This is a genomic window from Lentimicrobiaceae bacterium (assembly GCA_028697555.1).
In the GTDB taxonomy this organism is placed as follows: Bacteria; Bacteroidota; Bacteroidia; order Bacteroidales; family UBA4417; genus UBA4417.
Window position 1 is genome coordinate 18509 of the sequence record JAQVEX010000024.1, and the last position, 20121, is coordinate 38629.

General features: G+C 34.0%; 14 protein-coding genes and 1 tRNA gene. 9 read left to right on the forward strand and 6 right to left on the reverse strand.

The features are described from left to right. The first annotated feature begins 156 nt into the window (after positions 1–156). The 3 genes from PHP31_05215 to PHP31_05225 are packed head-to-tail and all read left to right on the forward strand — an operon-like array spanning position 157 to position 2637. Positions 157–1041, forward strand: coding sequence for a zinc ABC transporter substrate-binding protein (locus tag PHP31_05215; protein MDD3738674.1), 885 nt, complete (start codon positions 157–159; stop codon positions 1039–1041). A 40-nt stretch (positions 1042–1081) separates the two neighbouring features. Further along, positions 1082–1816, forward strand: a complete 735-nt coding sequence (locus PHP31_05220; GenBank protein ID MDD3738675.1) for a metal ABC transporter ATP-binding protein — start codon at positions 1082–1084, stop codon at positions 1814–1816. 2 nt (positions 1817–1818) lie between these two features. Next, positions 1819–2637, forward strand: coding sequence for a metal ABC transporter permease (locus PHP31_05225; GenBank protein MDD3738676.1), 819 nt, complete (start codon positions 1819–1821; stop codon positions 2635–2637). A gap of 263 nt (positions 2638–2900) precedes the next feature. On the opposite strand, the gene PHP31_05230 is transcribed toward PHP31_05225, so the two are convergent. From PHP31_05230 to PHP31_05245, 4 genes are read right to left on the reverse strand one after another with little or no spacing between them, the layout of a single operon-like run. Continuing rightward, positions 2901–4871: a LysM peptidoglycan-binding domain-containing protein gene (locus PHP31_05230; protein ID MDD3738677.1), complete on the reverse strand. Its 1971-nt coding sequence runs from the start codon at positions 4869–4871 to the stop codon at positions 2901–2903. 44 nt (positions 4872–4915) lie between these two features. Further along, positions 4916–7177, reverse strand: coding sequence for a DUF4838 domain-containing protein (locus PHP31_05235; protein ID MDD3738678.1), 2262 nt, complete (start codon positions 7175–7177; stop codon positions 4916–4918). Positions 7178–7186: 9 nt separating this feature from the next. Beyond that, positions 7187–8092, reverse strand: coding sequence for a sugar phosphate nucleotidyltransferase (locus tag PHP31_05240; protein MDD3738679.1), 906 nt, complete (start codon positions 8090–8092; stop codon positions 7187–7189). A 21-nt stretch (positions 8093–8113) separates the two neighbouring features. Further along, positions 8114–9340 carry an ROK family transcriptional regulator gene (locus PHP31_05245; protein ID MDD3738680.1) on the reverse strand — a complete coding sequence of 409 codons (1227 nt, stop codon included), beginning with the start codon at positions 9338–9340 and terminating at the stop codon, positions 8114–8116. 126 nt (positions 9341–9466) lie between these two features. Here PHP31_05245 and PHP31_05250 point away from each other — a divergent pair, with 126 nt between their 5' ends. From PHP31_05250 to PHP31_05270, 5 genes are all read left to right on the forward strand, one after another. After that, positions 9467–10204, forward strand: coding sequence for a hypothetical protein (locus tag PHP31_05250; protein ID MDD3738681.1), 738 nt, complete (start codon positions 9467–9469; stop codon positions 10202–10204). A gap of 73 nt (positions 10205–10277) precedes the next feature. Then, a tRNA-Arg gene (locus PHP31_05255) sits at positions 10278–10351 on the forward strand. A 294-nt stretch (positions 10352–10645) separates the two neighbouring features. Further along, positions 10646–12691 carry a BatA domain-containing protein gene (locus PHP31_05260; GenBank protein MDD3738682.1) on the forward strand — a complete coding sequence of 682 codons (2046 nt, stop codon included), beginning with the start codon at positions 10646–10648 and terminating at the stop codon, positions 12689–12691. A 16-nt stretch (positions 12692–12707) separates the two neighbouring features. Continuing rightward, the gene (locus tag PHP31_05265; GenBank protein MDD3738683.1) at positions 12708–15458 is read left to right on the forward strand and encodes a DNA gyrase/topoisomerase IV subunit A; all 2751 of its coding nucleotides are present in this window, start codon (positions 12708–12710) and stop codon (positions 15456–15458) included. 24 nt (positions 15459–15482) lie between these two features. Beyond that, entirely contained in the window at positions 15483–16271 is a 789-nt protein-coding gene (locus PHP31_05270; protein MDD3738684.1) for a hypothetical protein, read from the forward strand. Positions 16272–16281: 10 nt separating this feature from the next. On the opposite strand, the gene PHP31_05275 is transcribed toward PHP31_05270, so the two are convergent. Both PHP31_05275 and tsaD read right to left on the reverse strand, forming a co-directional pair. Then, a complete protein-coding gene (locus PHP31_05275; protein MDD3738685.1) occupies positions 16282–17031 on the reverse strand; it encodes a sulfite exporter TauE/SafE family protein in 750 nt (249 codons plus the stop codon). Between the two features lie 9 nt (positions 17032–17040). Beyond that, positions 17041–18057, reverse strand: coding sequence for a tRNA (adenosine(37)-N6)-threonylcarbamoyltransferase complex transferase subunit TsaD (tsaD, locus tag PHP31_05280; protein ID MDD3738686.1), 1017 nt, complete (start codon positions 18055–18057; stop codon positions 17041–17043). Positions 18058–18159: 102 nt separating this feature from the next. Between tsaD and PHP31_05285 the strand changes: the two genes are divergently transcribed. Continuing rightward, the coding region (locus tag PHP31_05285) for a hypothetical protein (protein MDD3738687.1) at positions 18160–20121 on the forward strand (1962 nt) is incomplete at its 3' end.

Below are 20121 nucleotides of genomic sequence, written 5' to 3' on the forward strand. Positions count from 1 at the left end.
AAATGTAACTTATTGTCGTTTCATGTTATTTCACATATGTAAACTTTATTTATGGATTAGTGAGTTTACATTTGTTGTTTATGTTAATTATTAATTTGTTATTGTTTTTTCAACATTATTTTATACGAAATTCATACTTTTGAAGAAAAATAAACTATGAATACAAAATACAAATCTATTTTACTACACACTGTCCTACTCCTTGCTTTACTACAAATTACTTCTTGCGGTTCTAAAACCAATTACACAGAAGATAAAAGCAAACATATTGTGGTTAGTATTTTACCACAAAAGTATATTCTACAGAATTTAGTCGACACTTCGTATATGGTTAGTGTTTTAATGCCACCAGGAGCTAATCATACAAATTTTGAACCTTCGCCTAACCTACTTACCGAACTTAGCCAATCGGATATATTATTTACTTTAGGATTATTTGGTTACGAAGAATTGTGGCAAGAAAAGTTTTTGAGTATTAATCAACGTCTACAAATTGCTTCAACTTCTGATAATTTTCCGAAACTTATAACCGAAACTTTACAAGGTGGAAAACAATTTACCGATCCGCATATTTGGTTAAGTATTTCGGGAATACGACAAATATGCATTAATATGTTAGAAGTTTTGACAGAAATTTATCCCGAAGATAAAGAATTATTTGCTAAAAACTTTAAAATATTTGATGAACGGCTTATTGCAGCTGATAGTGTGATTAAAAAAATACTTGCTGACAATACTACCGAAAGCTTTATAATTTTTCATCCATCTTTAAGTTATTATGCCAATGAATACAACCTTGAGCAGATTTCGATAGAAAAAGAAGGCAAAGAGCCAACTATTAGTTATTTGAATAATATTATAGAAACTGCCAAATCGAAACAACTGAAAAATGTTCTGGTTTCTAAACAATTTGATACTAAACAGGCGTATGTTGTTGCTGAGCAAATTAACGGCACTGTAGTTGAATTTAATCCTATGGAAGAAAATGTTGTAGATAATTTGGTTCACATAACCACGTTGATAACAAAAGGTGCGCAATAAATATTAAAAAGTAGATATATTTGTAGTTTTATAATTAGATATGACAAAATTACTTTCACTACAAAATGTTAGCGTTGGCTATAATCAAAAAGCTGTTTTAGAAGATGTAAACCTTGATGTTTACGAGTATGACTTTATCGGCATTATTGGTCCGAACGGTGGTGGCAAAACTACTTTGGTTAAGGCAATTTTGGGTTTGGTTCCTTTAATTGCTGGAAAAATTGAATACAATTTGAAGTCGAAGAATATTGGTTATTTGCCACAGCATTTTCATTTCGACAAGCAGTTCCCTATCCGTGTTATTGATGTGGTTTTGTCGGGTTTATTCGATTCTAAAAAAAATATTTTAAGATTCAGCAAACAAGAAAGAAAGCAGGCTAAGGAGATTTTAGAAAAGATGGGAATTTTAAATCTATCAAATTTTTTGATTAGTGAAATGTCGGGCGGACAGATGCAAAGGGTGCTTTTGAGCAGAGCGATGATTTCAAATCCGGAAATACTGATTTTAGACGAGCCTACAAGTTACATAGATTCTAATTTTGAAAAGGAACTGCACGAAACTTTAAAACACCTTAATGAAACAACCACAATATTAATGGTTTCACATGATATTGGGACTATATCGTACTACGTAAAATCAATAGCCTGCGTTAACAAGAGTTTGCATTATCACAAAAGCAACGTAATTACCCAGGAACAATTGCAGCAATACAACTGCCCTATTCAGCTTATTACTCACGGCGATGTGCCACACACAGTATTACACAATCACTAAATATGAATATTTCAATTTTTTCAATGCCGTTTTTCTACAATTCACTGATTGTTATACTATTATCAAGTGTTTTGAGTGGTCTTATCGGGACGTATATAGTTACCCGCCGATTGGTTTTTTTAAGTGGAGGTATATCTCATGCTTCGTTTGGGGGAATTGGTATAGGTTATTTTTTGGGGATAAACCCGTTAATTGGAGCTGCCGGCTTTAGTTTACTATCGGCGTTGGCAATTCATTATGGAAATAAATCTTTAAAATTACGTTTCGATTCTGTTATTGGTATTTTATGGTCGTTGGGAATGGCTTTGGGTGTTGTTTTTATTTATTTAACCCCAGGATATGTTCCCGACCTGATGTCGTACCTTTTTGGAAGCATTTTGTTAGTCAGCATTACCGATATTTTGCTTTTGGGAGTGCTTACCCTGATTACTATTGTTGTTTTCAGCGTATTTTACTACCAAATATTATTTATTTCCTTTGATGCCGAATACTTTAACACAAAGGGTGTTAAAACCAACATTTTCGACTTGGGATTATTGATTTTGGTCTCGTTGGTTATTGTTGCCAACATTAGAGTAGCCGGAATTGTATTGGTAATTGCATTGCTGACCATACCTGCCAATATTGCTAATATTTTCACTAATGATTACAAGAAAATTATCGCACTTGCTATGCTATTCAGCTTGATTGGAAGCCTTGCCGGTTTGCTTATTTCGTTTACCTTGAATATTCCTTCAGGAGCTTCAATAGTATTGATGCTGGCTATAATTTTTTTGCTATGCAAATTTTGTATGTACTTTGTTAATAAGAAAAGACGCTAATTGTTTACCACTACTGTCCGATAAAACATTAAAAAGGACGCCTTTCTACGGCTCATATTTATTGCCTTTAGCCGTTGGCTATTAGCCGTTGGCTGTGATTGGTGATTGGTGATTGGTGGTTTGTGATTAGAAGCCATTAACTCTTAGTCCGGAAATTTCGGTGCCAAAAGCCAAGAGTTAACAGCTAACAGCCAATAGCAACCCAGTAATTAAAGATGTTTATAGAAAAATAATGACTGTTAATAAACGTTGAGAAATACTTTTTAATCTTCAACCAGTTGATTATCAGAAATTTTAAGTATTTTTATTCCGTAGTTTTCCAATCCATTATTTGAGTTGCTTTTGGTAAAATAAAAGTCTGTCGATAATCCTTTATAGTAAATGTTGCTGTAGCTATCTGTGTTTTTAGAATTAAAGTAATAAAGCGTATTTAAGAAAAACATTCCTATATCGTAGCCAAGGTAAGGAAGTTGTCTATCTACAGGGAATGCGTTGAATTTATCTTTAAACTTGTAGTTAAAGTCTTTGACTTTTGGAAGTTCGTGATTAACATAGTAAGTCGAAAATTGTGTGTAATTAAAATCGGTAAGAAAATTTGTGTTAACATCTATTCTATCCCACTCGTCGAAGCCTGCCAAATCGATAATGTAGTTACCTTTTCTGGAATACAACAACGAAACAAACTCTTTAACTTTTTCTTTATCGTTGGTAAAGTAGATTATTAAGTTTTTAATATTGGGTTTCAGTTTACCAACAACACCTGAAATGCCGCCATTTTTGTAGCTAACAACCGAATAGGTTGTGGTATAATATCTGTTGTTATTCGTTGAATTTGCTATTTGGCTAATGCAGCTTTTGTAATTTTCTTCGTTATTATCGACTAAAACAACATTTACAGTTTCCGAATAATGATTTTGAATATAGTTGCTAACAACGTATCCTATTGAATTGTATAGCGGTTGCACTTTAATTACTTTACTGTTTCCGTTAGTAATATTTTCACGTTTCGACAATGGATTTATAATAGGTATATCGTATCGCTGAGCAAATTTGGCAGCGACCGAAAAAGTGTGTATAAACAAGGGACCAACAATTAAGTCCATATTTTTCATTTCTTCTTTTTTCAAAATCGCTTCAATTTTGCCGGTTCCCTTTTGTTGGTCGGCATCGTAGACGAATAATTTAATTTTTAGTCCGTGTTGCACAAGCGAATCGACTGCAAGAGTGAAACCACCGTAAAACTGCATAAATTGGTAGAAAGTGCTGTTAGGGTCGTTTATTTCTTGCTCTGATGCTGAATAGTTTTCGACATCAAAAGGCAACAGCAAGGCGACTTTAAAAACATTATCATGGTTTCTTGGATTGTAGTACTCCGATTCAAACAGATTTTGAACAAAACCGTCTTTGTTTTTACCAATTTCGAGTATAGGAGCTATTTTTGAACCTTTGTCGGGTCTTATTTTCAATATCATTCCGGCTTTTAAGCCATCTTTAAGTTGTGGATTAAGAATTATAAGAGAATCTATTGAAACATTATATGTGTTTGCTATTCTGAATAGTGTTTGTTTGGGTTGAACAAGAATGCAGTTTTCGGGAATTTCAGACTTTATTACAAGTGGGTCTATTGCAGGTACAACAACTATTGCCGAATCTTTTTGTTGATGCTTTGGTTTTTCAACGACTGTACCTTCGGTTTTCAAAACCCAATTGTTTGAAGGCGGAATATTAACTATCGTACCTTTTTTAAGCCTTTTTAGGTCTGGGTTTGCCTTAAGCAACGATTCGGTGGTAATATTAAACTTTCGAGCAATACCGTCGAATGAATCTTGCTTTTTAGCTTTGTAAGTAACAAATTCTTGTATGGTATCGACTGTGGCTTTGGTAAAATCGGGAACAACTATTTTCTTTTCTTTTACACTTTTTGCTTCCTTAGGTTCATTAACTGTTAAAGTCGTATTCTTCTGATTTTGTGGTATTTTCAGAGCCTGAAATTCTGAAACTTCGCCTTTCAAAAAATCGTTTTCCCGCCTAATCTCATCAACAGTAACTTGATAGGCATCTGCAATCTTATCAATAGTTTCTCCCTTTTTTACAAAGTGCATATAGTAAGGTTTTCCTTTGTAATGCTCAATAATCGTCGATTTTTCAACCTTAACATTTTGTGAAAATAGTTGAGTAGCCGACAGATTAACAGCAAGAAACAAACAGATTAATAGTTTTGCAGATAATTTCATTTTACAAATTATATTACTTACAAATTTACGGCAAAATTACGATATTATTTGATAATAATCTCATCAAAAAAGAACCACGATTTTCCGCCTGCGGCATAATGCCAATCGGGCATAATTTTCGTGCCTTTAACGTCAAAACTAACGTATTTAATGTTATTAAATTTACCCGTAAAAACGAAGTCTTTGATGTTTTCTTCGTCTTTTTGAATCAATCCGGGCGCATATTTGCCGACAGATGTATAGTTAATTCCATCTTCCGAAACCAAACACTCTATCGATTGCGGATGCAATATCCAACTTTGCGGATAATACATTGAACTGATTATTATACTATCGAAAGAAACATTTTTCTCCAAATCCAAAATAAGTTTTGTATCTTCGTTTTCCCAGCCTATCCAATGTACGTTGTAGTCGTTAGAACCCCTAACGCCGTTCGTTAGCAGTTGCACATCACCTTTCGAATATTTGGCACTTGCTGCAACTTTTGAAGTAATTTTCTTTTCAAAAGCAAGGTTATCTTTGGTGTATATGCGTAAAAAACGCATAGTCATATCGTAATATTTCTTTGGAGTAAGACGCGATTCGTTGAGATTTCTGACATTATTATTTTTACAAGTATTGTAGAAATCATCGAGCACAGCAAGCATTTCTTCCTTAATAATATAATCTTTGTTCTTTTTGTTGTACCAACCCCTTTTGCCTAACAAATGCTTTTTGCCAATTTCCATAACTGTGTACTGAATGGGCAGTCGAGCCACTTTAACACGTTGATAAACATACGGATTGTTTTTTACCGCTTTTTCGGCTTTATCGAAAAGTTTGTTGTAATATTTCAGATTTTTTTCTGAATAAATCGTGTTTTCGTGCGACGTTGGATGCTCATATATATTGAGTTTATCGCCTGATTTCAGAAGTTCTTTTTCTAAAGTATTAACGTATTCTAATATATATTTTGACGCATCGCCGAAGTATTTCTCAATAAAAACTTGCTTTGTCGAATCGAAATTAATATCAGGATTCCACAAGAGACGAGCTATCAAGTAACTTTTAAGTTCTGACATTTCGTGACCAATAAGCGTGTTAGTCTGCTGAAAATGAGATTTTACATTGTATTCGTTGAAAAATTTAATGTTAGGTTGTAAAACATGCAAATTGGGGAAAGGATAAGAAAAGTGAGCAAAATCGACTGTGTAATCCCAAATCATTATATTATCGGTTAGCGCCGACCATTGCTTTATATCTTCGACAAAACTTGCACTTGAAGGGTCTTCGGCAATAGGCATACTCCTATTTAATTCAATAGTACACAAAACGATTTGAACGTTTTTTGCAGGTTTTGTGTATTTTGGAGCTTTGCGAGTGTAGCTGTACGCCAATGTTGAGATTATTTTATCGGGAAATTCTGCAGCAATATTGTTGACAAACTGCAAGAGCAAACCCGAAGGACTACCTTCTTTTTCAATAGTTCGAGTGCATTTTTCACACTTACAATAAGAGTCGTTGTCGTTTTGGCTCACCGACCAATATTTACGGTCGGGTTGCTTAAACATTTCATGTTTCAATTTGGTTATTGCTCTGTTCAATACTTCCGGATTTGATAAACATAATTGAGTTGGAAAATGTTTGTCGTTGTAGTATGCGTACAAGTCGGGATATAATTTATAATACTTTTCCCATGGTATAAGATTGTTGAACGTATGAACGTAGTAGTTGTTCCCAAACACTTCGTAAACATTATCCAAACGCATCCAATTTTTGTACTTTTCGTTGTCGACAAAGCTACCGTTTACGTTTCTGAAAACATTGTAGGGTTTGTCATTCAAATTAATATTTTCGGGAATAACAATTTCTTTAAGTTCGGCAACAATTTCCACATCGGGAGCTAATACGTAAGAGTTTAAATATTTTTCAATAAATTCAATAACTCCGTACAGAGTTCCTTTGTCGGTTCCACCAACAAAAAACAAGTTGTTGTTATCGGCAAATATCTGAAACTCATCTTCTTGATAACTATCCTTTGTTTTATTTTTGGTTTTGCTGAGCAATAAAGTATTGCCAATGCTAATCACGTTTTGGTTCTGTTGTTCAGTTTCTTTTAAGCTAGGAACAACCACGCCTGTCGATTTAAAGATATACTCTTGCAGGTACTCAGCCGCAGTAATATCCGACTGACTAGCCGATTGGGAAACAATAATAACGTAATCGGACTTGTTATCTTTAACAATAGCCAAATTTTGAGCAAACGAGCTAATACCAAATAGCCAAAGTGCAATTATAGAAGCAATCTTAAAAACATTAATGTTCATAATGGATTATTAAAACAGTTTTGAAGGATAAATTTTGTTATCGACAAGTTCTCTAATCTTGTTTACAACCGTGGGTTTATCTTCTTTATAAGTAACTCCAAACCATTTTGCATCGGAAGTTAGAACCTTTACAGATGCTTTATTGCTTTTGATAAGCAAATCAATTGCACTTGGGATATAAAATTCCGATTTTGGCGTATTTATGTTTTTGTCTAAAAAGTCGATGAAAAGCGGTTGAGTGAGTTCGAAATACAAGGGAGTAAATCCCCAAAAGTTCATCGAAACTTTTGAGTTGGAATCAAGAGCAACCATGTTTCCATTTTCATCGATATAGCCTATTGTTCCGTTGTAGTTTTTAATATTTGTTCTTTCGGTAACGGAAATAAGTGTGTCGTCGCTACTAGTGTTACAAACTCCACGTGATACTACGCCATTTTCCGACAAAGTATTACCAACCTGGTATGCAACCATCGAGAACATATTTTGTTGAGATTCGCTTAAATTGGACAAGAAATCGCTCATAACCTTGAACGCTTCAAAACCATAGAAGTCGTCGCCATTGATAACTGTAAACGGTTCATTAACAATGTTTTTAACGCACAATAAAGCATGTCCTGTTCCCCATGGCTTTTCTCTTTCGGCAGGCAGAACGTAGCCTTCGGGCAAATAGTCGAGTTCTTGGAAAACATAATCGACATTGATGTGTTTTCTTACCTTATCGATGATGATTTCATTAAATTCTTTTTCAAAATGTTTTCTGATAATAAAAACAATTTTGCCATATCCGCTTCTGATGGCATCAAAAATAGAATAATCGATAATTGTTTCGCCGTTTGGACCAAAAGCATCTATTTGTTTTAATCCGCCAAATCTGCTTCCCATTCCGGCTGCCAAAATTACTAAAGTAGGTTTCATATTTTTATAATTTAATTCGTTTTATGATACGTTAAAAATTGCGTTCATTGTATTGGCATAAGCTCCCATGAGAGTAGTATTTTCGCCAATTTCTGATGCAACAATATTTGCATCTCTTTTTATTTTTTGTAGCGCATATTTATTAATACTGTGCTGTATGGGATCAGTGATGAAGTTTCCGGCAACAGCCAAATCGCCGCCAATGATAATCATTTCGGGATTGAAAAGATGTATCAGGGTTGTTATACCTTGTCCTAAACGTTCGCCTATTTCAGCCAATTTTTGTATAGAAAAGAAATCTCCTTTTTGGGCTGCTTTAGTAACAGTATTTGCATCTATCGACGAAAAATCGTCATTAACCATGTTTCTAATAATACTATCCGAACCTTTTGAAAGGTCGTTTATTATATTCTCAATCAACACTCTACCAGATGCAACTGTTTCGAGGCAACCAATTTTGCCACAACTACAAAGTTTACCGTCGGGTTGAACCTGAATATGCCCGAATTCGCCGGTATATCCTGATGTTCCATGATACAGTTTACCGTTGACAATAATTCCTAAGCCTACTCCCGACCCTACTGTAAGATACAGAACATTTTTTTTACCATTTGCTTTGCCAAAATATAACTCGCTTAAAGTCATGGCTTTAGTATCGTTAATAACGAAAGCAGGGATATTCAGCAGGTCTTTAAAAATCACGTGAGCCGGCTCGTCTTCTTTCAGGTAAGTGTAGCTCATTCCGGTTTTTATATTTATTAGTCCCGGAATTGCAATACCTGCTCCAACTATTTTATCTGTATCTATTTTCGAGTCTGATAAATATTTGTTTACTTCAACCTTTATAAAAGATAGTATATCGTTGGTAGTTTCAAAACCTTCGTTAATTGTTTTTACTTCAATTTTAGGATTGCAAACAAAATCGTACAGACATATCTTGGTATAGTATCTGCTTATGTCCAATGCTAAGATGTATTTAGCCTCGGGATTAAGCCCGTAGTAGTTCGGACGCCTTCCCCCTTTTGAGACTCCTTCGCCCAAATTAATAACTAAGTTGTCTTCGTCAATTAAAGATTCAACTGCTCTGGTAATTGTGGGAGTACTGTGCTCCAAATTGCCACTTAAATCGGGGATAGATTGACTACCGTTTTTATACAAAAAACGAAGTATTTCTAATTTTAGCTGCCTTTTTCGTTCGTGAACAAATTTTTTATTGGCATCTTGCGGAAGTAATATTGTTGTATACATGGTAAAATGTTAATAAAATGTTGTAGTTTTTTTACAAAAATATAAAAAGATAATAAACCTAAACAAATTTTTACCAATGTTTTTACAAATATATTAATTTCGGAGCAAATTTCAATTTTTTAATTGATGAGTTTTAATAAAAAAAATATTAGCACATTAGTTTTTTTGGCTTTTACTTTCCTTATTTCATTTGGTTGTTACGAAGTTAAGGGACAATACGCTAATAAAAACATTATGGGCATTTCGTTGGGTGTTGGGGTCAATAGGTTAAAACTTGTTGAAAGTGGCAATATTCATATTCCTAATTCCGATAGTATTAAAAAATTTGATCCTGCAATAGTTATTGCAGCCGGTGCCACATACGAAATACCTATTGTTTTTTTGAACGACAGATTTAGTGTTTTTAATGAGTTGTCGTTCAGTAATTTTAAAACTTCATACAATAAAAAATTCTCTAACGATATTGGCAACAACCGAATTGAACACATTTCCGAAGATATTAATATCACCTTAAATTCAATAACATTGAGTAATGTTGTAAAATATTCGTTTACGGATAAGGAGTTTAAACCCTTTATCGGTATTGGCATATACAATACTTTTATTATTCCTTCGGTAAACAAATATGAAATAAATAAAACTATTGTCAGCGACACAACTCTGTACACTTCGTACACTACAGAAGCTATTCCAAGAATTACTGTACATGGTTTTATGATGCTCGTTTCGGCAGGTATTAATTACAAAAATTTTGGATTTGAACTCAGATTTGACCCCGGATTTAATTATTCCAACAAATTTCAGTTCCATGCTTATGCAAGTGCAATATATGGTATTGTAAACATTCGTTTTTTCAGACCATAAAAACAATTAGCATAAAAAAACGAAAATAATCTTTGATATAACAAAAAAATATTACTTTTGCAAAATCAAATTTGGCTTCGTAGCTCAACTGAATAGAGCATCTGACTACGGATCAGAAGGTTGCAGGTTTGAATCCTGCCGAAGTCACTTCTTAAGTTAGCTGTTAGCCGTTGGCTTTTAGCCATTAGCAATTGTGGACGGTGACGAGTGACGGGTGATGAGTGATGAGTGAATGAAGCGTTACACTGACTAATAATAACCGTTTCTTATTTCCAATTTTTAATTTCTAGTCCTAGAAACCACGTAACTCGTAACTCGTAACTCGTAACCCGTAACACGAAACACCCACCACCAATCACTATTTTTACCCCCATTTTGTATTTTCGCAAAAAAAAGTAAATTTGCAGGCACTTATGTTTGATATCTTAATGCTAAACTTATATGTATTTTCTACATCCTAACATATTGTATGGTCTCTTTTTGATAGCAATACCTATCATTATTCACTTTTTTAATTTCAGGAGATACAAAAAGATTTATTTCAGCAATGTAGAGATAATCAAGAAGTTAGATAAAAAGACCGAAAAGAGAAGGAAGTTAAAACAAATACTTATTTTAATTTCTCGAATATTAGCCATTTCGTTTTTTGTTTTTGCATTTGCACGACCTGTTTTTAAAAATCATGATGCAGAAAAAATTGCCGAATCTCGAAAGGCTATTACTTTGTTTATCGACAATTCGTACAGCATGGATGCCAATAGCGGTAATATTTCGCTACTTACAGTTGCTAAACAATACAGCAAACAAATAATTGATGCCTACAATACCGACGATATTTTTCAGGTTCTAACCTGCGATTTTGAAAGTAAACATCAAAGATATTACAACAAGGAAGAAATAAATTTGCTGATAAACGATATTAATTTTACTTCCAAAAGAAAAACCATATCGGAAGTATATCAACGCATAAAAAGCATTCAGCAACAAAACAAAGTGAATAATGTAACCCTTTACGTTATTTCTGACTTTCAAAAAAATGCTTTCGATTTTGAAAATCTGCCCCCCGACTCTACTATGAGTGTGTATTTTATTCCTGTTAAGTCAACTTCTAAAAACAATTTGCATGTCGATTCAGTTTGGTTCGAAACTCCTTTTATTCAAGCAAATACAACATTAAAATTAAATGTTCTACTTACTAATAGTTCCGACCAAAAAATTGAGAAAATACCATTAAGACTGTACATTAACGGTCAACAAAAATCTATTTCAAGTATTGATATAAATCCTGAAGAAAAAAAGGTTGTTGAAGTTCCATTCTCAACAGGTAATAATAGCTTGATATACGGACATTTTGAAATAGACGATTACCCCATAACTTTCGACGACAAGTTGTATTTTGCTTGTAGACTTAACCCCACAACTAATTTATTGGTAATTAATGATTTAAATGCAAATGTTTTTCTAAACAAGCTATATGCAAACGACTCGTTAATCAATTACGAAGTTCAGAATATAAAATCGCTAAATTACACAAATCTGAATAAGCATAACACAATAATACTCAATGAATTATCTACTTTAACATCGGGTTTTATAAATGAAATAGCAAAATATGTTGAACATGGTGGAAATTTGGTTATTTTGCCAAGTGCTAAATCTAATCCCGAAATCTATAAAAATTTGACAACATCTTTAAAAACAGCAAATTATTCGAGTTTAGACACAACCAAAATTGCAATTTCTTCATTGCAAAGCAGTTCACCACTTTTCCAAAATGTGTTTCAAAAAGACGTGCAATCGCAATCCGACTTGGGTTCTGTGAGTAAATATTTTAATTTTAGCAATATCCCCTATTCTGCGTTGGAAATCATGCAATTGACGAATCAAAAACCGTTTTTGTTGGCTCAAAAATCGGGCGACGGCTATGTTTATCTTTTCGCAACTGCAATGAACACAAACCACACCGATTTTGTCGGCAATCCTTTGTTTGTTCCGACATTCTACAATATTGCTATTAACACTCCGGCATCGTATAATTTGTACTACACAATTGGAAACACACAAGTTTGCGATGTTAAAACTGAAGTTCCTATAACCGAAAAAAATATTGAACTTAAGGCAATAAACAAAAATATAGTCAGCAAACCCGACGTTGTTAAGGTAGGCAATATTGCCAAAATAAGTATAAACAACGATATTATTGATGCCGACAACTATTATTTATTACAAAACAACGAAGCAATTGCAACGCTAGCTTTTAACTACAACCGTTTGGAAAGCGATTTGAAAACGTTTAGCAAAACCGAAATAAACGATAATGTGAAAAAACTATCGTTTTCCGACAAAGATGTTTTATACGAAAAAGAAATTAACATAAAAGATGTTATAATTTCGAGAGAAAAAGGCAACGAAGTCTGGAAAATTTGTATAATTATGGCTTTGGCAATGTTGTTGATAGAAATATTATTAATCAGATTACTTAAATAAAAAGATATAACTATATATGAGTTTTGACGATTTAGATGATACATTTGAAACCTTTGATGAGCAGGACGACAGTAACGAAATGTTAGAATCTGACGATGGCAAATCTGCAGGCAATTCCGATGAGTTTGTTCAAACGACCTATTTGTCGGGAATGTATAAGAATTGGTTTTTAGATTATGCTAGTTACGTTATTTTAGAGAGAGCTGTCCCCGAAATGCCCGACGGATTGAAGTCGGTGCAAAGGCGTATACTGCACAGCATGTACGAGCTTGAAGACGGCAGATACAACAAGGTTGCGAATATTATCGGTAACACAATGAAGTATCACCCGCACGGAGATGCTTCTATTGGTGATGCTTTGGTTCAGCTCGGACAAAAGGACTTGCTAGTAGACACTCAGGGTAACTGGGGAAATATTTTAACAGGCGATTCGGCTGCTGCCCCTAGATATATTGAAGCTCGTTTATCGAAATTGGTTTTGGATATTGCTTTCAACCCGAAGATTACCGAATGGAAACCAAGCTACGACGGCAGAAACGACGAACCTGTGCACCTACCTATAAAATTTCCGGTTCTTTTAGCTCAAGGAGCCGAAGGTATTGCAGTTGGTTTGGCTTCAAAAATACTTCCGCACAATTTTAATGAACTTATTGATGCTTCTGTTGCGTTTTTGCAAAACAAACCTTTCGTACTGTATCCCGATTTTCCAACCGGAGGTATGGCAGATGTATCTAAGTACAACGACGGTCTGCGTGGCGGTAGAGTCAGAATCAGGTCGAAAATAAATCAAATTGATAAAAGAACTTTGTCTATAACCGAAATACCTTTCGGAATAACCACTTCATCGCTTATAGACAGTATTATAAGTGCCAACGATAAAGGAAAAATTAAGATTAGGAAAATAGACGACAATACTGCTCAAAATGTTGAAATAATAATCCACCTGCCTGCGGGTGTGTCTCCCGACCAAACCATAGATGCTCTGTATGCTTTTACTTATTGCGAACGCTCGGAATCGCCGAATGCTTGTGTTATTTTAGATAAAAAACCACAGTTTATCGGTGTTTCGGATTTGCTTAAGTACTTTACTCTTAATACCAAAAAACTTTTGGAAATTGAGTTGGGAATTAGAGCAAAAGAATTGATGGAAAGCATTTTATACAATTCTTTGGAGAAAATATTTATTGAGAATAGAATTTATCATCAAATTGAAGAATGCGAAACCTGGGAATCGGTTTTGCAAACCATTGACGAAGGTCTTGAACCATATAAAAGTCAGTTCTATCGCGAAATAACCGAAGATGACCTTGTAAAACTTACGGAAATAAAAATCAAACGAATTTCGAAATATAATTCCTTTAAAGCCGACGAAATTACCAAAAAATACGCCGACGAACTCAAACAAGTTCAGTACGACATTAGCAACATAACTGACTATACAATAAGTTATTACAAAAAAATAAAAGAAAAATACGGCAAAGGCAGAGAGCGTAAAACTGAACTAAGAAGTTTCGACACTATTGAAGCTACAACGGTTGCGGCTGCCAACGAAAAGCTATACGTAAACCGCGAAGAAGGATTTATTGGAACCGGTATCAAAAAAGACGAGTACGTGTGCGAATGTTCTAGCATTGACGATATTATTGTTTTTCACGAAGAAGGAACTTTTATTGTAACAAAGGTTAGCGATAAAGTTTTTGTTGGTAAGAATATTATACACGTTGATGTTTTCAAGAGAAATGACGAACGCACTATTTACAATATGATTTACCAAGACGGTAAAAACGGCATAGCTTACGTAAAAAGATTTTTCGTCAAGGGAATTGTCAGAGACAGAACGTACAGCCTGACAAGCGATAAACCAGGCACTAAGGTGCTTTACTTTACTGCAAATCCGAATGGCGAAGCCGAAATTGTAAAGGTTCAGCTTAAACCCGCTCCGCGCTTGAAAAAACTTGATTTTGAATTTGATTTCTCCGAATTAGCTATTAAGGGCAGAACTTCAAAAGGTAACATATTGAGCCGCAAAGCTGTAAGAAAAATCACTCAAAAAGAAAAAGGTGTTTCCACACTTGATGCCATCAGCATTTGGTACGATGATGCAGTATTAAGACTTAATACTGAAGAAAGAGGAAAATATTTAGGCGATTTTGACGAAGACGAAAAGATTATCACAGTCAATAAAAATGGTGAGATTAGACTTATGACCTACGAACTTACAAACCGTTTTGACGATGACTTGATTTTGATTGAAAAGTACAATCCCGAAGTGCCCATCACTTCCATTTATTATTACGCCGCCAGAAAAACCTTTTTCATCAAACGTTTTATGTTGGAAGATACCGACAAAAAGCAAATAGCTTTTCCTGATGACGAAGGCAATTATTTTGAAAATATCTCCATCGATAAGTATCCGGTCATTAATATTCAGTTCGACCATAAAGTGAATAAAAAACAAATAGAACCCGAAACCATTAAAGTAAAGGATATTGTTGATGTAATGAATATTAAAGCAAAAGGTAAAAGGATTTCGCAAAATGCAATAAGAGATATTATTTGGCTTGAACCCGAACCCGATGAAGATGAAAAGAAAGACGAAGCTATAGACAATGAAGTTGAGACTTCTGAAACAGAAATCGAAATTGAAACTGAAACAAAGGTTGAAAATACGAATGAAGCAAAATCGGAAAGTTTTGATGAAGATATCGATGAGAAAAGTAAAGATACCGAAAAACACAAGGGTAAACAAATGACTTTATTCGATTAATATTTGTAAACAAAAAAGTTTGCTATGTACGCTAAAAAAACATTTAAACTTGCTATTATCGCTATTGTTTTACTGATAACTTACAGTTGTTCAGTTGAATACAAAGTGGCAAGAGATTTTGTTAAAAACAGGAGTAAGGTCGATATTTTACTTATGGTCGATCCTTTTGTCGATATGTACAATCAAACAGTAGAGATAGATTCAACCCTATACTACACCGATTACCAATTAGATTCAATTGCGTGGTATAACTCCAAAATTGTTCAATTTGTCGACAGAGACAGATTTATTAACACTTACAAAAACAAATTGACAACTGAATTGAAAAGATATGGTGTTAGGGTTGTTGAAGAAGATAGTATTAACTCGTATTTCAACTCCGAAAGCAAAAGCAGCTGGTTAGTAAACGTGTCGGAATTTCAAGTTATGGAATCGTATTTTTACCAACCTGTTTTTAAGATGGATGCTACCGAATACGACGATGAGTACGTTAAGTTATACAGTTTGGATTTTTCTTTATGGTTTGAAATAACTAAAATGAACTCCAATATTAACGAAAAACTCAATCTCGATGGATACGTTGAAGAATATATTGAACAAGATACTTATTACGACATCAATTATATAAACAGAATTTTACCGGATGATTTATACAATATCGCCGACTCCTACGGCGAAATGCACGCTCAATATATTTTCGATTATTTGCTAAACAATTATATCAAGCGAAACACAAGACCCGACACTACAAAAAATTATTATTTCCACTACGAGCCTACATTTAATCTGCTTTTCAAAACTACCGATAAATAACTTGTCCTATTTACCTTATTAAGTTTATAAACTTATAAAACAGCATAAACAAAATAGCTATCGATAACAACACCAACAGTTTATTCTGAAGTGTTTTGTCGATATTTCTTGCGGCTTTGGTTCCAAAAAACACTCCTAACATCGCTCCTACGGCAATTAGCAAGCCTATTTTAAAGTTAACCAAACCGTTTACCGAAAGACTTATCAGTCCGGAAGTAGAAGAAAAAACCACAAAAAACAAACTTGTGCTGACTGCTTTTTTAATATCGTAACGGAAAAACACAATTAAAGTAGGCAAAATAATTATGGCGCCGCCTACCCCAACGCTAATACAAATAAGTCCTACAATTAATCCCAACAAAAAAAGCAATCCTTTCGACTCGATTGGAGCTTTATCGGTAGTATAAGACATATTGGTCAGCATTTTAATTACATTAAACAGTTGAATAGCAATCAAAACACATAACAACACAATTTCAGGTACAAGTTTCATCACGAAACCGCTGCTCAAAGCACCTACAAACCCACCTAATCCTAGGATTATAGCAGGCTTTACATCAAACATTTTGTGTTTAATATTTATCAGTGAACCGAAAACTGAACCAATCATCATTGGTACAATCGCTATACCAACCGATTCTTTCATGGAATAACCAAACAAAAGCATTATTGGAACAAGTACGGTTCCTCCGCCAATGCCAAAAAAGCCCGATAAAAACCCTACAAAAATTCCTAAAACTATTAACAATACTATTTCCATAACATATAATTACATTGTTAAATTACGTGAATATGGCTTAACTGACAAGTCGGAAAAGTCGTTATTTATATATTTAAAATGACCGGCAATTGCAACCATTGCGGCATTGTCGGTAGTGAATTGAAAATCAGGAATATAAACCTTGCATTGCATAATAGTTTGTAGTTTATTAATTTCGTTTCGCAATTCCGAATTAGCCGAAACACCACCTGCTATTGCTACGTGTTTTATTCCCGTCTGCTCAATCGCTAAATACAATTTTTGCATGAGCGTGCTAATTATGGCTTTTTGATACGAAGCACAAATATCGTAAACGTTTTCGGCAATAAAGTTTTCATCTTCCTTAAGTTTATCTCTCAAAAAGTAAAGCAACGAAGTTTTCAATCCGCTAAAACTATAATTCAAATCGTCAATACGCGGTTTTGCAAATTCAAAAGCATCAGGATTTCCCATTTTGGCATATTTATCAATAATAGGACCACCCGGGTATGGCAAATCCATCATTTTTGCAGCTTTATCAAATGCTTCGCCGGCGGCATCATCAATGGTTTGACCCAAAATCTTCATATCATCGTAAGCATTAACTTCCACAATTTGAGTGTGTCCGCCCGATACGGTCAGGCATAAAAACGGAAAAGGCGGATTTTCCTTGTCTGGCGATTCTATAAAGTGAGCAAGCACGTGAGCTTGTAAGTGATTCACAACGATAATCGGGATATTCAAACCCATTGCAAACGCTTTCGCAAAGCTGGTTCCAACCAATAACGAGCCTAACAATCCGGGTCCTAAGGTGAAAGCAACGGCGTTGAGTTGTTTTTTATCTATTCCTGCCACTTTCAGAGCTTTATCTATCACAGGAATTATATTCTGCTGATGAGCTCTCGAAGCCAACTCAGGCACTACTCCGCCGTATTCTTCGTGCACCTGCTGATTGGCTATGATATTCGATAACATTACTCTATCTTTTATAACAGATGCGGACGTATCATCGCATGAAGACTCAATCCCTAATATGTATATTGGCATAATATTTTATTAATTCGGCTAAAAAATATAATACTTTGAGTATTTTTGTATTCAATTTGCAAAATTATTAAAAATTTAAACTCCATACTAGTAGGAATATTTGTGGCAATTTTGTTGCTACCGATATTTGTATTAACTGCTATCAGAACCACAGCGGTACACAATTATATTGCCTACAAGGCGGCTAATTATTTGTCGGAAGAGCTTAAAACCGAAGTAAAAATCGAAGGTTTTTATTTTAATTTTTTATTGCATCCTGTCTTCAACAATATTTCAATAAAAGACCAAAAAGGGAATATATTACTTAGTGCCGATAAGTTAGAAGCAAATTTAAAAAAGGTTGAAATTGCAAAGCAACGCATTGTTTTAAGAAATGTCGAAATCATTAACGGCGATATTAATTTATGTAAATACGAAAACGATTCTACTATTAACCTAAACTTTATTATCGACTATTTTTCGTCTTCTTCCACTAAAGAAACAACTACCGAAAAACCGCCATGGACTATAGCTTTTGAAGGTGTTTCTATAATAAACACGCATTTTAGCTTCAATAATCATAATACCGAATACGTAAACGATAGTACAATCGATTTTGCGCATTTGGATTTGTCGAATGTTAACGTCGATGTAACTAACGTTAGCATCATAGAAGATAAAATTAAAGCCAATATCAAAAATCTGTCTTTTGCTGAGCAATCGGGTTTTACACTCAACAAGTTTAGAGCAGATGCTTATGTTTCTAGTGAGACAATAGATTTGAAAAATTCAGTAATTAAGACAGATGGTAGCTCATTAGATATGGATTTGGCTTTTAAATACGATAGTTGGAAAAGTTTTAACAATTTTCTTGAAGATGTTTCAATAAACAGCAACATAAAAAAGGAGAGCAAATTAGATTTCAACGACATAACCTATTTTGCCGGCTCATTGAAGGGTATGCGAGAAACAATCAATCTTTCGGGTAAAGTCAATGGACCTGTTGCTATGCTAAATTTGAAAGATTTTAACTTATCGTATAACAAAAATACCAATTTTTCGGGAGACATCAGAATTACAGGTTTACCTAATATTAATGAGACTTTTATTCGTTTAAAAATCAATAAGCTAACATCAAACACATCAGACCTTGCTAGTATAAGTCTTCCGTCTCGCAGCGAGCCAAAATATCTCGAATTGCCTAAGCAAATTATGAATATTGGAAACTTATCGGTAAATGGCAAGTTTGCAGGGTTTTTCAACGATTTTGCTGCCGAAGCCGAAATCAACACTGATATTGGTGCTTTAAAAACAAATTTATTGCTTACCAATAATTCAAATCCAAATCTAATTGCTTATAAAGGGTTCATATCATCACATAATGTTGATGTTGGCAAACTGATTGACAATGATATTTTGGGCGAAGTTAGTTTTACCGGAGATGTATCCGGAAAAGGCTTGAATATCAACAATGCCGATATAAAATTCGACGGAAAAGTTGATAAGTTGAATTTTAAAAACAATGATTTTAACGACATTCAAATAAATGCGAAACTAAAAAACAAAATTTTTGAAGGAAAAGTATTTTTAGACGATGAATTGGCTGCTATTGATTTCGATGGCAAGTTAAATCTCAACGGCAATTCGCCGGATTTCAATTTTGTTGCTCATCTGAAAAACATCAACTTGTCGGCTATAAATCTGATGCCACGCGAAGATTCTTGTGTTTTTTCAACCACAATATCCACTCAAATTGTTGGCAACGATCTTGATAGCTTAGACGGAACTATTACTTTTAAAAACACCGATTTCAACTACAAAAACAAGAATGTTAAATTTGATAATATTGTTGTTGCCGTTGATGATACCAAGCCTTTTCAGAAAAAACTGAGCCTTAAAAGCGATTATTTTAGTGCTAACATTTTAGGAAATTACAATTACAATAATTTTAAAGATTATTACAATCTGATTGTAAACAACTATATTCCGTCTATAATCAAATCCGACACTATTGTTGAACAACATTTGCAGGATTATTTCAGCTTTAATATCAATTTAGATAATGTTAAGCCTATAACTGAAATG

Excerpts from the sequence above, each read along its gene's own strand:
- PHP31_05235 (MDD3738678.1), bottom strand. The coding sequence starts at position 7,177 with ATGAACATTAATGTTTTTAAGATTGCTTCTATAATTGCACTTTGGCTA.
- PHP31_05225 (MDD3738676.1), top strand. The coding sequence starts at position 1,819 with ATGAATATTTCAATTTTTTCAATGCCGTTTTTCTACAATTCACTGATT.
- PHP31_05260 (MDD3738682.1), top strand. The coding sequence starts at position 10,646 with ATGTATTTTCTACATCCTAACATATTGTATGGTCTCTTTTTGATAGCA.
- PHP31_05265 (MDD3738683.1), top strand. The coding sequence starts at position 12,708 with ATGAGTTTTGACGATTTAGATGATACATTTGAAACCTTTGATGAGCAG.
- PHP31_05220 (MDD3738675.1), top strand. The coding sequence starts at position 1,082 with ATGACAAAATTACTTTCACTACAAAATGTTAGCGTTGGCTATAATCAA.
- PHP31_05230 (MDD3738677.1), bottom strand. The coding sequence starts at position 4,871 with ATGAAATTATCTGCAAAACTATTAATCTGTTTGTTTCTTGCTGTTAAT.
- tsaD (MDD3738686.1), bottom strand. The coding sequence starts at position 18,057 with ATGCCAATATACATATTAGGGATTGAGTCTTCATGCGATGATACGTCC.
- PHP31_05275 (MDD3738685.1), bottom strand. The coding sequence starts at position 17,031 with ATGGAAATAGTATTGTTAATAGTTTTAGGAATTTTTGTAGGGTTTTTA.
- PHP31_05240 (MDD3738679.1), bottom strand. The coding sequence starts at position 8,092 with ATGAAACCTACTTTAGTAATTTTGGCAGCCGGAATGGGAAGCAGATTT.
- PHP31_05215 (MDD3738674.1), top strand. The coding sequence starts at position 157 with ATGAATACAAAATACAAATCTATTTTACTACACACTGTCCTACTCCTT.
- PHP31_05245 (MDD3738680.1), bottom strand. The coding sequence starts at position 9,340 with ATGTATACAACAATATTACTTCCGCAAGATGCCAATAAAAAATTTGTT.
- PHP31_05250 (MDD3738681.1), top strand. The coding sequence starts at position 9,467 with ATGAGTTTTAATAAAAAAAATATTAGCACATTAGTTTTTTTGGCTTTT.
- PHP31_05270 (MDD3738684.1), top strand. The coding sequence starts at position 15,483 with ATGTACGCTAAAAAAACATTTAAACTTGCTATTATCGCTATTGTTTTA.